The sequence below is a fragment of the Chloroflexus sp. MS-G genome, from assembly GCF_000735195.1.
Lineage (GTDB): Bacteria > Chloroflexota > Chloroflexia > Chloroflexales > Chloroflexaceae > Chloroflexus.
The window spans coordinates 1-14,702 of the sequence record NZ_JPIM01000111.1 but is presented as its reverse complement, the minus strand read 5'-3'; the positions used below and the strand labels follow the sequence as shown (position 1 = coordinate 14,702).

The window sequence follows — 14,702 nt, the reverse complement described above, 5'->3', positions numbered from 1 at the left end:
GTAGAGGAGCGAACCAGGGCACAGGGGAAGGCGAGGGGCCGACACCAACAACCCGTACCTGCCCGTCTCATCAAGCCACCCAGCGGGCGAGGAGGGAACCCACCCCTACCGGTGCGGAAACGGGCAGGCCAGGCGACGAGTGAAGCGCCTGTGGAGGGCCCTCATCCCTGGCCCCGCTCCCGCGCCTGCGGGAGCGGGGTGATCTGATTCGCGGACCACTAATACGCGGTATGGTTTCAGGACACCTCATGCAATCCTGGCATTGTTCCAACCCCGCACACCTGCCAATCTGGTAGGTACAACCTGAGTCCGACAATCTTTTCTCTCCTCACATCATCACTACCAGGTAGTGTGAAAACCTTCCCCCCTACGCCCTCTCAATCCTCCTTCCTACATTCTCTTTCCTCCTGCTATAATATTCATTACCATTCGTTTGCCAAAGAGGCGCTACCGTTATGATACGCGCAGAGACAGTGTTGTTGCATGCGAAGGTCGCACCGCCGCGGCCACACCGTTACCGGCTGGTACGTCCGGCAGTCACCGCCCGGTTACGAGAAGCGTTTGCCTATCGGGTTACGCTGGTGCAGGCCGGGGCTGGCTACGGGAAAACCACTGCACTCACCGAACTGGCAACAAGTACAGAAACGGTATGCTGGTATACCATTGGTGAAAATGATCGTGATCCGATAACATTTCTGACTTACCTGATCGCTGCATGTAAACCGCTATTGCCACAAGGCGAGCTAGCAGCTCTGGCTGCGCTTCAAGCCCATCCAGCCGACCGCACCACCTGGAGTCAGACGATTGACGGGTTTCTCAATGCGTTGGCCAGTGTCGATCAACAACCAACGTTACTGATCCTCGATGATTTTCATTTTGTTGCTAGCTCTGCCGATATTCGGGCGTTGATCGAGCGGCTGATCGCGTATGCACCACCGTGGCTGAGTCTCTTGATCGCGACCCGCTATCCTGTTGTAAGTAGTGAGTTGATGCGCTGGCGAGCGCGAGGTGAAGTGCTTGAACTGCACCGCGAGGCGCTGGCTTTTACCCGTGATGAGATTGCGACTCTCTTCCACGATGTGTTCGGAATGACACTGAGCGATGCCGACGTTGATCTGCTCAATCATCATACGGAAGGCTGGCCAATTGCGCTCCAGTTGGTCTGGCAGGGTTTACGAAGTGGTCAGGCGCGTAGTGTCCGTGAATTGCTCGCCAATGGCCCGGCATCGCTGGCCGCCTTGTTCGATTTTCTTGCATCTGACGTGCTCGACCGCCAGCCGCCGGCGATTGCCAGTTTTCTACGCGCCACTGCACCCCTCCGTATCTTGTCTGCTGCTGCCTGTGATGCAGTACGCCAGGCAACCGACAGTGCCGATCTGCTGGCCCACATCCGCGACCGCGATCTATTCCTGGTTGAATTAGATGCCAATCATTACCGGTACCACCACCTGTTCCACGAATTCTTACGTCAGCAAACGCATCACGATCCCGATCTGGCTGAACGGCATCGACGGGCCGCCGCGTATTATGCTGCTGCCGGTTATGCGGAGGAGGCAATTTATCACTGGTTTGCCGCCGGTGATGTGAATGCGGCTGCCGATGCGATTACGGTCGCCGGTGAAGAGGCCCTACGAAATGGGCGGCTTGATACACTGGCTGATTGGATCGATGCGCTACCAGCCGATCTGATTGCAACACGTCCGCGTTTACTGTGCTATCTCGGTGATCTCTACCGCTTTCGCGCACGTTTTGACGAAGCCCGGAACTGGTATGTACAGGCCGAAACAATTAGTCGACAGCGCGGGGATCGCGCTGATTTGGCACGTGCCCTGTATGGGCAGGCGCAAGTCTATATCGATCAGGTACAGCCGGTTCAGGCGGAAAGTGTCTTGCAAGAGGCCTTGCGGGTGAGCGAAGGTCTGGAAGATCAGGTGGCACGGGCACGTGTTCTTGAGCTACTGGCCGAGAATAAGCTTAATATGGGACAACCGGCAGAGGCCGAGGCATTGCAGCAACAGGCACGCCAGTTACGCACTGCCAGCCCAGCGGCTGATCTACTCAGTGCACGAGTGAAGTTGCGTACCGGTCAACTGGCCGCCGCACGTACATTGCTACAGGCATGGCATGCCCAGGAGCGGATAGCAACCGCTCGCGGGGCAACGCCTGCGCCACGCGGTCATCGCGAAGCAGTATTGGTGCTGGCGCTGATCGCCGCGTTCGAGGGTGATGCGGATCAAGCGCTTGCCTTTGCCGAAGAGGGTGTACAGGTGGGTATCGAGCGCAACTCACGCTTCATTATATCAGTCGCTTATGCCCGCATTGGTCATGCCTGGTTACTCAAGAGTGCCACTGCCGGAATTGCTGCGCGCGAACGGGCTATCGACTACTACCATCAGGCGTTGGCCGAAGGTCAGGCCATTGGCGTTGATCGACTACGGGTAGAGCCACTGTGGGGCTTGACCCGTCTTTACGGCCTGGCTGGTGATCTAGCTGCTGCCGAGCGAGCAGCAGCCGATGGTCAGGCATTTTGTCGCTGGGCCGGCGATCTCTGGTTGGGGGCAATGATTCAGCTCCAACGTGGTGTAAGTCATGTTCTTGCCGGTCAATTTGCACAGGGGCAAGAACTGTTGCTCGCCGCCCGCGCCGATCTGCGCGCCTGTAGTGATCGCTTTGGCCAAGCGGCTGCCGCCCTCTGGCTAGCGCTGGGGTATCACGAACAACGCCACAATGCCGCTGCCATTGCCGCTATCACCGAGGCGCTCGAATTGAGCGCAGCTCATGGCTACGACTATCTGTTTACCCGCCCTACTTTCCTCGGTCTCCCTGAACCACGACGGGTCATACCGATTTTGCTCAGCGCTCGTGCCCATAGCGTTCACCGGGATTACATTGAACGTCTGCTGGCAACCGTGGGCCTGAGTGGGTTGGAAACACATCCTGGCTACCAGTTGCGCATCCAGACTCTCGGCGCATTCCGGGTCTGGCGCGGTGATCACGAAATCGAAGCTCGCGAATGGCAACGCGATAAAGCACGTCAACTGTTCCAGGCCCTTATCGTTCACCGACAGCGCTGGATTCACCGCGATGAACTCACCGAATTTCTCTGGCCACAACTCAGCCCGGAAGCCGCTGTTCGTGACTTTAAAGTGGCGCTGAGTACACTCTATCGCGTCCTAGAACCGAACCGTACCGAATCGACATCTTCGTTCATTGTCCGCGATGGAAGTGCATATCGCTTGCGCCCAAACGCAGATATCTGGCTTGACTGTGCTGAGTTTAGTGCAGCATGCGCAACAGGATTGCGCTTTCTCGATCAGGGCCAGACAACCGATGGTGTACAGTATCTTCAGTCGGCTTTACAGCTTTACCACGGTGATTTTCTGCCTGATGTCCTCTACGAAGGATGGGCTGATGCCGAGCGAGAGCGGCTACGAAACATCTTTCTGCGCAGTGCCGATCGCCTAGCGCAGTGCCTGGCCGAAGCGGGGCGCGATGAGGAGTTGATCGCACTGGCCGAACGCATTCTCACCCACGATAATTGCTGGGAGCGTGCCTACCGTTTCCTGATGATGGCATACGCCCGGCAAGGCAATCGTGCGGCTGCGCTTAGGGTCTTTCAACGCTGTAGTGAAACACTGGCGCGTGAACTCGATGTTGAACCGTCGCCGGAGACGATTGCACTCGCCGAACGGTTACGTCACGGTGAGCTGGCAGTGGGTACGTAAGCAATTACACCCGTCACCATTCCGATAAGCCTTTTCAACAGTTCTGGGTTTCGGGTCGTGTTTGATACGCTGATGAACGACATTCACCCACTTACGGCGTCCCCAACCTGCCCGCACCAACGGGGGCAAGAGGGGTGTAACCTGCTCTTACCCATGATACGGGCCTTCCTCATCCATCCATCAGTTCATTGCCCCGCCGGGTGACTCACCTCATCTGGTTCTTCAACCACCCACGACTGCACACCGTGGTTCACGAAAGAAAAAGGTCGCACAACAACCCCGGCCTCTGTTAATGCCCGTTCTACCGCCAGTCGCCGATCAAACGGACACGCAAAGACCATAAAGCCACCACCGCCGGCGCCAGAAATCTTCCCACCCCATGCCCCATGCTTACGGGCCAGTGCATACACCTCTTCAACAATAGGCGGTGCGATATGAGGTGAGAAGGCCTTCTTTACCTCCCATGCATCGTGGAGCAGCCGACCAAAATCAGCGATCCGCTGTTCCCGAAGCAAACGAGCCGCAATATCAACGAAGGCCTTCGTCTCATGATGGAGACGCAGCGTGTCTCCCTTGACCAGTCGTTGTACCTGATCGGTCATCAAGTGGCGGCTGAGTAACTGACGATCACCGATGTAGCCCAGAATCAGACAACTTTCCAGCTCGAGCAGCGCCGTCTGATCGCTGAGAACAGGTTCAACGATCACCCGATCACGCCCGAAATGATACACACACATCCCCCCGAAAACGGCAGAATACTGATCTTGCCGCCCGCCAGGAATACCCAGATCGACTCGTTCGATCCGATATGCCAGCTCGGCCAGTTGATGAGGGTCGGCGCTCTGACCGGCAACGGCATACAGCAGTTTCAACATACTCACCACCAGTGCCGACGATGAGCCAAGTCCCGAACCAGGTGGTGCGTCACTAAACATCGTAATTTTATAACCGGCAGTGGCAGGGCGTAACTGGGGCAGAGCATCGAGAACTGCTTGAGGGAGAGTCAGCTTACCGTCCCATTCACGTTCACTGACCTGCCGACTCACCTCCTGCAAATCAAGAGAATGGATCAGAATACCGGGTGTATTGCTCGTGGTGAGCATACAACGCACATAGAGATTAATCGTACAGTTGAGTACTTTCCCACCGTACTCTTCAGCGTAAGGACTGACGTCAGTCCCACCGCCGAAAAAACCGATCCGCATCGGTGCACGAGCTTTATAGATTTTCATTGGTTCCTCCGGCCAACGTTGAATGCCGTAGCGCCAGTATAGCAGAAGACAGCACATCGCGATGTAAGAAGAGTGCTGCTCTGATCAGGAATGCCGGTCGGATCGTGATTATGTCAAATGAACAACGATATTCGGTCACTGCCAGGCATCACACAGGTCATCTGCTGGTGGCAAGGCGATGCCGCGACAAAGCGCAGGCACGGTTGCGGAGGAGTTTCAGAGTTCTGCCAGGAAAAATCATGTATCATATTGTGAAATCGTGTAGCAACAATTTCATCCATTCGATGGTAGTACAAATGGCCATATGCTGACGATAACGGGATCGGTGGATTGCTACGGGATACTGCAAGGTTCAGTATGTGCGGTGAACGAGTTGGGAACGCGGCTCTCCTGACTATCTCTCCTTTGCCAGATACGGTGAAACCATCGGAAAAAACCTGCTCCTCACGCCGACATCAGCACACGAGCCATAATTTCGGGTACAATAGAAGTATGAAAATCTTTCTCAGCACCGAACATCACCTACATAATCCACCGTTCGAGCTAATCGACGGGCGGGTTGTTACCTACTTCGAGACACCGCAGCGCGTGGCGATTATTTTACAGGCGCTGGCCGATGCCGGATTCGCGTCACCGATACCTGCCCCAGCGGCCACGCTGAGCGACCTGGCAGCCGTTCACACACCGGACTATCTGGAATACCTGTCCAACGCCAGCGAACGCTGGCAGACTGCCGGATTAAGCGAACCGGTCTTCCCTTCAGCATGGCCGTTGCCCGGTCTACGACTGCGTAGCGACTGCCCACGAGCGGCAGCCGGACGCTACATGTTTGATCTAAGTGCCCCTATTATCGCCGGTACTTTTACCGCTGCTTGCTCATCCGCAGGCGCAGCATTGGCGGGCGCAGCAACCTTGCTGGCCGGTGATCGGTACGTCTATGCCCTTTGCCGCCCCCCTGGACACCATGCCGCCAGTGCTATGGCGGGCGGGTATTGTTATCTGAACAATGCCGCTCTGGCCGCCAACCTATTGGCCCAAAGTCATACTACTGGCGAGGTGACGTGGACATTGCGAACACCACCAGTAGCGATACTCGACATTGATTATCACCACGGTAATGGTACGCAAAGCATTTTCTATGAACGAAATGATGTGCTGACCGTTTCACTGCATGCTGACCCAGCATTCGAATATCCGTATTATCTCGGTTTCAGCGATGAACGCGGTGCTGGCGCGGGTGAAGGCTACAATCTCAATATTCCGTTGCCAGCCGGTACTGATGATACGGGCTATCTCAAAGCGCTTGACCAGGCGTTACAGGCAATTGCCGATTACGCGCCACGCTATCTCGTGGTTTCTGCCGGCTTCGATACGTTTGCCGCCGATCCACTTGGCAGCTTCGCTCTTACGACCGCAGCCTATCAAGCTATCGGTGCAGCAATTGCCCAACTCGGCTTGCCAACGCTGGTTGTGCAAGAGGGTGGTTATGCGCTGCAAGAGCTGGGAACTAACGTCGTCGCATTCTTACGTGGAGTAACTTCAGTATGTTAGATAATAGCTCCTTCGAGTACCCCCGGTCATTACCACCACCATGGGGGTGGCGCGATCTTTTCATTGCCTTGGTCATCATTGCTCTGGGTGGTGCGCTAACGATCCTGTCATTGCGCTTCGTAACCACTGTAGGCAATTGGGACACCTCACGCGGGTTTGTCAGTCCACCGGTTTATCTCGCCGGTATGTTGCTTTACCTGATTATTGGTGGCACCATTCTGGCTGTGATCGGACCACGAGCTGGTTGGCGTGATTTGGGCCTGCAATGGCCAAACTGGTTATACCTGGCTTTGGTACCGCCAGTGTTCATTTTTGGTATGGGAATAATGATCCTGACCAACGCGGGAGTCGCACTGATCGTTGGCGAGATGGAAAACCCCCAAATTGAAAGCCTTTCCGGCGGTCAACCATTTGGGATCAACGAATTGATCGCACTCTGGGTTCTGATTGGCGGTATCGTACCAATTGTTGAGGAGCTCTTCTTTCGCGGTGTTCTCCACCACTTGCTTCGCCGACGGTTTAACGCTGCAACAACCATCGTGGTCGGAGCGGCTGTCTTTGCGGTCGTTCACTTTATACCTGTCCTCATTCCCGGCCTGTTTGTCGCCGGTCTCTGTCTTGGCTATCTCCGTGAGCAGAGTGGTTCGATCTGGCCTGGTGTTCTCTTTCATATGCTCCAGAATACTATAGCGCTACTAGCAATGGCATTCCTCTTAGCAACAGGTGGGATGACCGGCTAAGAGACGTTACCTGTGCTTCTGTGCACCCGGCACGCACCCGTTCATCGTGGCTTTACCATCGCGGTTAGGTTGAATACGGCTGTACCGTTCAGGAATCCCTTCCTGCTCATACTTCCTACCTCTGTCTTGGAGACAACGAACCGTTCGTCATCAAACTTTTGCGCGTGGTAGTGAGTTCTTTTCCTTTCCACGTGCAGGTGCCTTCTATACTGATGTTGCCTGCGAAACAGCAACAAGTGAGGTGCGGCTGTGGAAACCCCCGAAGAACAACTCGAAACACTCTACCGCTTGCGAGAACGAGCATTGCAAGGCGGTGGACCCGAACGCATTGCGCAGCAACATGCACGAGGTAAATTGACAGCTCGCGAACGCCTGGTATTACTCCTCGATCCTGGCTCGTTTCAGGAAATTGGCGCCCTGGCGACCAGTCCACTCGCCGATGAAGACCAACGTGTACCCGGCGATGGTACGGTCACCGGTTTTGGCAAAATTAATGGCCGACGGGTTGCCGTGTATGCTCAGGATTTTACGGTGATGGGTGGATCGTTTTCGGCAGTACAGGCTAATAAGATTTGTCGGATGCAAGACCTGGCTATCGAAAGCGGGATCCCTATCATTGGTCTCAACGACTCAGGTGGAGCACGCATTCAAGAGGGGGTACGCTCGCTGGCCGCCTACGGTGAAGTCTTCGTGCGTAACGTATTGGCTTCGGGTGTCGTTCCCCAAATTTCCGCCATCCTCGGCCCATGCGCTGGTGGCGCCGTCTATTCGCCAGCCTTAACTGATTTCATCATTATGTCCGAATCAACCGGATACATGTTTCTAACCGGTCCTGATGTGATCAAGGCGGTCTCCGGTCGAGACTTATCAACGCAAGAGTTGGGTGGGGCAGCAATTCATTGTACCCGCAGCGGCGTGGCCCATCTCTCGGCCCCCGATGATCGGGCGGTCATTGAATTAATCAAACGCTTGCTCAGCTATCTCCCTCAAAACAACAGCGAAGACCCACCACAGCTAATGCCATACGACCGGGCTGACCGGATTGAACCGGCGCTAAATACGCTTGTACCTGCCGATGAACGGCAAGGTTACGATGTTCACACCCTGATCAACCTGATCTTCGACTACGATAGTTTTCTCGAAATCCAGCCGCTGTTTGCGCAAAATGCGGTCGTCGGTTTTGCCCGCCTCGACGGCTATGCTGTCGGTGTTGTTGCTAATCAGCCGGCGATAATGGCTGGTGCGCTCGACATTGATGCCAGCGATAAAATCGCCCGCTTTGTTCGTATCTGCGATGCCTTTAACATCCCGCTGATCACCTTTGTCGATACACCGGGGTTTCTCCCTGGTATCGAACAGGAGTATGGCGGGGTGATTCGCCACGGCGCAAAAATCATTTACGCCTACAGTGAGGCAACGGTACCAAAGATTTCAGTTGTCGTGCGAAAGGCAATTGGCGGTGCGTATGTTGCAATGTCTAGTAAACAACTACGCTGCGACCTCAACTTTGCCTGGCCCTCAGCCCAGATTGCCGTTATGGGTGCTGAGGGTGCTGTCCGCATTTTACGTCGCGAGGAATTACGCACCGCTACCGATCCGGTCCGACTGATGGAAGAGTTTGTTGCCGATTACCGACGACGATACTTTAATCCGTACCACGCTGCCGATCTCGGTCAGATTGACGAAGTGATCGAACCAGCCGAAACAAGGCCACGCCTGATTCGGGCACTCGAAATTCTGCGTACCAAGGTGCAACAGAATCCACCACGTAAGCACGGATTGTACCCATCGTAGCGTTATGGAGAGGTGCAATGAACGACATCGGTTTTGGGTTGACAATGACCGTGTTAGGGATGGGAAGCGTATTCAGTGTCCTGATAGTGGTGTGGGGGGTATTAGTCCTGATCGGCCGTGTTGACCGTCCCGAAACGACCGCATCCGCTACTCACACGTTAGATGAGACACAACCTGCTGCGGCTACTAATCAGCTTGCACCCGAAGAGATAGCCGCAATTGCCGTAGCCGTGCGTTTGTACACCGCTAGCTTGCGCCGTGAAGCCGCGCCAACAATACGCAGCTACTGGCCAGGCAGCCTCCTTTTCGCCAGTCGTTGGGTTGCTGCCGGACGCACTCGTCAGAATCAGAGCTGGCAGCGCAGGAGATAGAGCAGTATGCGTCGCTATCAATTAACAATCAATGGCAAAACTTATACCGTTCTCGTTAGCGAGTTAAGTAGTGAACGTTTTGCTGTCCAACTCGATGGTCGCGAATTTGAGGTACAGGTTACGGAAAGTGGGGAAGTAAGCGAGATTCTTCCTCGCCCGCCGTTGTCCGCCGTTATCCAGACAGCTCCTGCCGGCCCGGTCACTGTACCGGCGACACCTATGCCACCGGCGACGGCGACAGGAGATCAGTTTATCAGAGCGCCAATGCCGGGAACGATCCTGCAAATTGTAGCTACGCCTGGTATGAAAGTTAAGCGTGGTCAGCCGGTGATCGTACTGGAAGCGATGAAGATGAACAACAGCATCGGCGCCCCACGTGACGGCACGATTACCGCAATTCTGGTCAAAACCGGGCAGAGCGTTGGGTATGGTGAACCGCTGGCCCAGATTGAATAACCAACGGAAAAGACCATGAGTGAATTTATCACCAATCTCTTTGCCGGTTTCGCTGCTCTCACATGGCAGTCGCTAGTCATGATCGGGATCGCTGCTTTCCTCTTCTACCTGGCAATTGTCCACAATTATGAACCATTGTTACTAATTCCAATCGGCGCCGGTGCTCTGCTGGCTAATCTGCCGCTTTCGCCACTCCTCGATGAAGACGGTATGCTGACTGTGCTCTACAACGCTGGCGTCGGCAACGAACTTTTCCCACTCTTGATCTTCATCGGGATCGGCGCCCTTACCGACTTCAGTCCACTCCTCTCTAACCCACGCATGGTATTGCTAGGCGCCGCTGGTCAGTTTGGCATCTTCGGCACCCTGCTGCTCGCCCTGGCACTAGGCTTCAGCCGACCAGAAGCCGCTTCTATTGGCATCATTGGCGCTATTGATGGCCCAACTTCGATCTATGTCTCCAGTCTGCTCGCTCCACAGCTTCTTGGCCCGATTACAGTAGCCGCTTACAGCTATATGTCACTGGTACCGGTGATTATGCCACCCATCATCCGTCTGTTGACTACCCCAGCCGAACGACGAATACGGATGGAGTATGTTACCCGTCCGGTTGGCCGTCGTACCCGCATCCTGTTTCCGATCGTTATCACCATTGTGGTGGGTATCCTGGTACCGTTTTCCATCCCACTGATCGGCATGCTGATGTTAGGCAACTTGATGCGCGAATCGGGGGTCGTTGAACGACTGACGAACACCTCATCGCGTGAGCTGGCCAATATTGTCACGCTATTCCTCGGCCTGGCAATTGGTTCAACGATGGAGGGAACACGGTTTTTGCAACCGGCCACGCTAGCGATTCTGGCGTTGGGCATTCTGGCCTTTGCTCTTGACACCGCAGCCGGTCTGCTGTTTGGGAAATTCCTGAACTTGATCAGTCGCGGTCGTTTTAACCCAGTCATCGGTGCAGCCGGAATCAGCGCTTTTCCGATGGCTGCACGAGTGGTACAAAAGCTCGTTAATGAAGAGGACTTCGAGAACTTTCTCCTGATGCACGCCATGGGCGCCAACGCTGCCGGGCAGATTGCCAGCGTGGTGGCTGGTGGGGTGGTACTGGCATTGATGGGAGCAGGGAGCTAATGCAGAAATGGGCATTACCTTGCACCCTGGGTAAAGCGAAACGGAACCCTGGGAGCGCGGGCCTCTGGCCCGCATCTTGCAGTGCAGAAAACTATCGTTTGGTACATCAGCATTTTATCCTCCCTACTTCTGCTTGTGTCCCCCACCCCCCGCAGGCGAAGGGGAGTGGGAAGTAAGCTCGGAACGGGAGGTCGGGCAGAGCACCGTCGGAACGAGAAGCTGCGCGCTTCCGCATACGCTACAGACAGGTTAGGAAAACCATCTAGCTCGTTCACTCCTTTTCCATCTTCTCTTTCCTCCCTCTCTCCTCACCTCGCCACTGCCTGGCAGGGAAAGAACTGCCCTTTCCAAAAGCTCTTGACGTTTCTCATCCTTCTACTAACTACGCGGGCAAGGACCACAAATCTTTGTCAGGGGTAGTGGATTCTTTTCTGCTCTTTGCTACCCAGCTTGCTATACTATGAGAGGTATCACCGCAAGACCAGAGACTGAGGAGCGAGATATGCCGAAAACCGAGCGCGTTGCCGAATGGATGACCGAAAATCCTGTGACCGTCACACCAGACTTTTCAGTTCTGGCAGCATACGAGCGGATGCGGGCACGCGGAATCCGACGGATGCCGGTTGTCGATAAAGATGGTAAGCTAGTTGGGATCATCACCCGTAGCGACATAGAGCAGGTCATGAATCACCCGCGCAGTGAAGAAGAGCGACGCATTGCCCGCTTTAGCCTAGCCGGGCAGACAGTTGCTGAACTGATGACGCCTAACCCCATTACGGTCGCCGCGAATGACTCGATTGGCAAAGCGGCAGCGATGATGATTCGGGCTCGTGTGAGTGGATTACCGGTGCTCGAACAAGACCGACTTGTGGGTATCATCACCGAGTCGGATATTTTTCGTCTAGTAGCCAGTACATGGGCCGCAGAAGAGACGGAATAACGTTGCGTCGTGCTCAGCGCTATACCTGAGCTGTGTGTGGGCCGCAGGCTTGCTGGCCCGCACCCACGCTATAACAGCTACGTTGAACACGCCTGAAATGCTGCGTCGCCAGTTATCAGGGGTTGGCGGAGTTCTTAGCTTCGGTACAAGTACAAACATCGAACGGATCAACAATGGAGCGACACCAACGATCATCGCACCTTCCTAACGATACATCGTTTGGCGTGTCAGCGCACCATCGCGTCCCCTAGGCTTGCATGCAAGTGGGGAGGGTGGAAACCCTTCCCTAAAAAGCTGTCACAGGCTGATCGGCGAGCCGACATAGGTCGGCCAGATAGAGCATCGGTAGAACGGGAAGCAACAAGTATTCTGACGCTCTGTGAATAAGGTATGAAGCCGCCGCTTCTACACTTCGTTTCGCATTCCGAATTCTCATGCTGCTTACTGGGGTAGGATGAGAGCGTTAAAACGCCCTGGCTGGATTCTTCTTTGAAGACGGTTGACACACTCCTCCAACATCACGTATGATGAGGAAGGAAAATTGAAGTATCAACATTTGAGCTAAAATTCCGATCCGGATTATCAAGCGAAGCATATTTGGTAAAGGCGCCGTTTTTACATGATTAGAAAAGCTCGATTACTGTACGAATTTGCCCGTCCTCATACTGTCATCGCCACCAGCGTTCAAGTCATCACCATGTTGATCATTGTGGCCAGTTGGCGTCCACTTACGCTCGATTTGATCGGTCTATGGGTAGCAACGTGGATCGTATGTTTGAGTCTCAATCTCTACGTGGTTGGCGTCAACCAGCTTACTGACGTAGCCATTGATCGAATTAACAAGCCATGGCTCCCAATCGCTGCTGGGCGCTTATCGGTTCAGGCTGGCAGATGGTTCGTTGTTATCGCACTGATCATTGCGCTGATCGGTGCCTGGCTCCTGAGCCTGTACCTCTGGCTAACAGTCGTAACGATTACGCTTATTGGTTCGCTCTACTCGCTTCCTCCCTTCCGTCTGAAACGTAAACCGCTCGCTGCGGCGATCAGTATTGCCAGCGCCCGCGGTGTTATCGCAAATGTCGGGCTAGCCCTCCACTATCGGCATTGGCTTGAAGTTGACCTGCCCTTCACCACTCTCGTGCTAACTGCGGTCTTCTTTTTTGGTTTTGCACTGGTCATTGCCTTTTATAAAGACCTGCCAGATGACCGTGGCGATCGGATGTACCAAATCGAAACACTGACGACTCGCCTTGGCCCACGGCGGGTCTTGCATGTGGGACGTCTCTTACTGACCGCGTGTTACCTGTTGCCCATCGCAGTGGGTCTCTGGTCAATGCCCGCATTTGCAGCCGGTTTTCTGGCTGTAAGTCACGCGATAGTCATCATTGTGTTCTGGATTGTCAGCCTGCGTGTTGATCTGCAACAACAACAATCCATTACCAATTTTTACATGTTTCTCTGGAGTATCTTTTACACTGAATTTGTCCTCCTCAGCATCTATCGTCTGACAGATCTGATATAGTGTGGAGCCTATGCGACGTGTACGGTACATTCTCGCCCTGATCCGGTTAGGACGACCGCTCCATCTGGTGGGAGGTGCCATTTTCTACGGTGTTGGCGTGGCCGCTGCCGGGATACCGCCTACCGATCCATTGCTCGCACTCCTCGGTTTGCTTACAACTCTGAGCACGCAGTTGATGAACCATTACAGCAATGACTATTTCGACTACGATGCCGACCGTGCCAATCCAACCCCAACCCACTGGTCAGGAGGGAGCCGGGTGTTACCTGAAGGAGGGTTACCGGCAAAGGATGCACTCATTGCAGCATTAGGCTGGGGCATGGTCGCGATCATCCTGGCGATATTCAGCACACTTCGTTCACCACAACCACTGCTTAGCGGTAGTTTGCTCGCCAGTGCTATCTTCCTGGCCTGGATGTATAGTGGTCCTCCCCTCTACCTACATCGGCGCGGATGGGGGGAAGTGGTTGGTGCAATGTTGATTCCGGGTGGTACTGCACTGGTCGGTTTCAGCTTACAAACTGGTGCGATCCAACCCCTTATCCTCTTAACTATTTCTCCGCTTTGTCTGCTCCAATTCGCAATGCTGATCGCCGTTAGTTTTCCAGACGTCACCGGTGATCGAGCGGTTGGTAAGCGGACACTGGCGGTTATGTTCGGGCCACAACGCGCAGCACACTGGCAAATGATAGCAATTCTCGCTACCCTCGCCAGTTTACCGCTCCTGGCCTTTGCCGGTTTACCGCCACTCGTAGCTACCGCACCGGTGGCAACCGCTCCCATTGGGCTGTGGCTTATCTGGCAGCTCCGTCGCGGCGCCTGGGCCAATCCAGCAGTCTGGGATCGCCTTGGTTTCTGGAGCATCGGCCAGCTCGTGGGGAGTGCCGGGATGATGTTACTGGCGTTTCTTATCGAGTAGTGCGTCTGAAAAACGAACTTGCTTTGTGCAGGACGCCGTAACCTATTTTTCCATCCTGTAAATCCATAACCCATCGATGAGCAAAGCGGGGGAAGAGAATGGACAGTTTGAGCATCGGCCTCTATAATGTGAGGTAGCACCAATTCTGCGAGGCAATGTAGCAGCAGCAAACAGCGTTAGGGCTGGTACAAAGCGAGGGGCAACACGATGGTTGCCCCTCTTTCTCGCTGTACCGCTGGTTCCGATAAACCTCTACGGCAATCCCTGCAACCGTCGTAATTCGGCTTCCAACTCGCGGAGACGGGCTTCAAGCTC

General features: G+C 54.7%; 11 protein-coding genes. 10 read left to right on the top strand and 1 reads right to left on the bottom strand.

Annotation, left to right across the window (positions count from 1 at the left end; translation table 11 throughout):
• The first annotated feature begins 455 nt into the window (after positions 1-455).
• The gene (locus tag JE47_RS0116375; RefSeq protein WP_035419724.1) at positions 456-3,725 is read left to right on the top strand and encodes a BTAD domain-containing putative transcriptional regulator; all 3,270 of its coding nucleotides are present in this window, start codon (positions 456-458) and stop codon (positions 3,723-3,725) included.
• Positions 3,726-3,910: 185 nt separating this feature from the next.
• Here the strand turns inward: JE47_RS0116375 and JE47_RS0116370 are convergent, their stop codons facing one another.
• Positions 3,911-4,957: a GHMP family kinase ATP-binding protein gene (locus tag JE47_RS0116370; protein WP_031460788.1), complete on the bottom strand. Its 1,047-nt coding sequence runs from the start codon at positions 4,955-4,957 to the stop codon at positions 3,911-3,913.
• A 492-nt stretch (positions 4,958-5,449) separates the two neighbouring features.
• Between JE47_RS0116370 and JE47_RS0116365 the strand changes: the two genes are divergently transcribed.
• The 9 genes from JE47_RS0116365 (at position 5,450) to JE47_RS0116325 (ending at position 14,387) form a co-directional block, all read left to right on the top strand.
• Positions 5,450-6,508 (top strand): histone deacetylase family protein, encoded by a 1,059-nt coding sequence (locus tag JE47_RS0116365; protein ID WP_031460787.1) that lies wholly within the window; start codon positions 5,450-5,452, stop codon positions 6,506-6,508.
• Positions 6,502-7,248, top strand: a complete 747-nt coding sequence (locus JE47_RS0116360) for a CPBP family intramembrane glutamic endopeptidase (RefSeq protein ID WP_031460786.1) — start codon at positions 6,502-6,504, stop codon at positions 7,246-7,248. The genes JE47_RS0116365 and JE47_RS0116360 overlap by 7 nt, the downstream gene beginning before the upstream one ends.
• Positions 7,249-7,497: 249 nt before the next feature.
• A complete protein-coding gene (locus JE47_RS0116355) occupies positions 7,498-9,042 on the top strand; it encodes an acyl-CoA carboxylase subunit beta (RefSeq protein ID WP_031460785.1) in 1,545 nt (514 codons plus the stop codon).
• 17 nt (positions 9,043-9,059) lie between these two features.
• Positions 9,060-9,413 (top strand): OadG family protein, encoded by a 354-nt coding sequence (locus JE47_RS0116350; protein ID WP_031460784.1) that lies wholly within the window; start codon positions 9,060-9,062, stop codon positions 9,411-9,413.
• Positions 9,414-9,419: 6 nt separating this feature from the next.
• Positions 9,420-9,869, top strand: a complete 450-nt coding sequence (locus tag JE47_RS0116345) for a biotin/lipoyl-containing protein (RefSeq protein ID WP_031460783.1) — start codon at positions 9,420-9,422, stop codon at positions 9,867-9,869.
• A 15-nt stretch (positions 9,870-9,884) separates the two neighbouring features.
• Complete coding sequence (locus tag JE47_RS0116340) at positions 9,885-11,006, top strand: sodium ion-translocating decarboxylase subunit beta (RefSeq protein ID WP_031460782.1); 1,122 nt, start codon at positions 9,885-9,887, stop codon at positions 11,004-11,006.
• Between the two features lie 502 nt (positions 11,007-11,508).
• Positions 11,509-11,946: a CBS domain-containing protein gene (locus tag JE47_RS0116335; protein WP_031460781.1), complete on the top strand. Its 438-nt coding sequence runs from the start codon at positions 11,509-11,511 to the stop codon at positions 11,944-11,946.
• Between the two features lie 619 nt (positions 11,947-12,565).
• Positions 12,566-13,468 carry a homogentisate phytyltransferase gene (locus tag JE47_RS0116330; protein WP_031460780.1) on the top strand — a complete coding sequence of 301 codons (903 nt, stop codon included), beginning with the start codon at positions 12,566-12,568 and terminating at the stop codon, positions 13,466-13,468.
• Positions 13,469-13,478: 10 nt separating this feature from the next.
• The gene (locus JE47_RS0116325) at positions 13,479-14,387 is read left to right on the top strand and encodes a prenyltransferase (RefSeq protein WP_031460779.1); all 909 of its coding nucleotides are present in this window, start codon (positions 13,479-13,481) and stop codon (positions 14,385-14,387) included.
• Positions 14,388-14,702 lie beyond the last annotated feature (315 nt).

What these genes read in the sequence shown, in the direction of transcription:
- JE47_RS0116350 (WP_031460784.1), top strand. Translation starts at nt 9,060, where the DNA reads ATGAACGACATCGGTTTTGGGTTGACAATGACCGTGTTAGGGATGGGA.
- JE47_RS0116345 (WP_031460783.1), top strand. Translation starts at nt 9,420, where the DNA reads ATGCGTCGCTATCAATTAACAATCAATGGCAAAACTTATACCGTTCTC.
- JE47_RS0116335 (WP_031460781.1), top strand. Translation starts at nt 11,509, where the DNA reads ATGCCGAAAACCGAGCGCGTTGCCGAATGGATGACCGAAAATCCTGTG.
- JE47_RS0116330 (WP_031460780.1), top strand. Translation starts at nt 12,566, where the DNA reads ATGATTAGAAAAGCTCGATTACTGTACGAATTTGCCCGTCCTCATACT.
- JE47_RS0116365 (WP_031460787.1), top strand. Translation starts at nt 5,450, where the DNA reads ATGAAAATCTTTCTCAGCACCGAACATCACCTACATAATCCACCGTTC.
- JE47_RS0116370 (WP_031460788.1), bottom strand. Translation starts at nt 4,957, where the DNA reads ATGAAAATCTATAAAGCTCGTGCACCGATGCGGATCGGTTTTTTCGGC.
- JE47_RS0116375 (WP_035419724.1), top strand. Translation starts at nt 456, where the DNA reads ATGATACGCGCAGAGACAGTGTTGTTGCATGCGAAGGTCGCACCGCCG.
- JE47_RS0116340 (WP_031460782.1), top strand. Translation starts at nt 9,885, where the DNA reads ATGAGTGAATTTATCACCAATCTCTTTGCCGGTTTCGCTGCTCTCACA.
- JE47_RS0116325 (WP_031460779.1), top strand. Translation starts at nt 13,479, where the DNA reads ATGCGACGTGTACGGTACATTCTCGCCCTGATCCGGTTAGGACGACCG.
- JE47_RS0116360 (WP_031460786.1), top strand. Translation starts at nt 6,502, where the DNA reads ATGTTAGATAATAGCTCCTTCGAGTACCCCCGGTCATTACCACCACCA.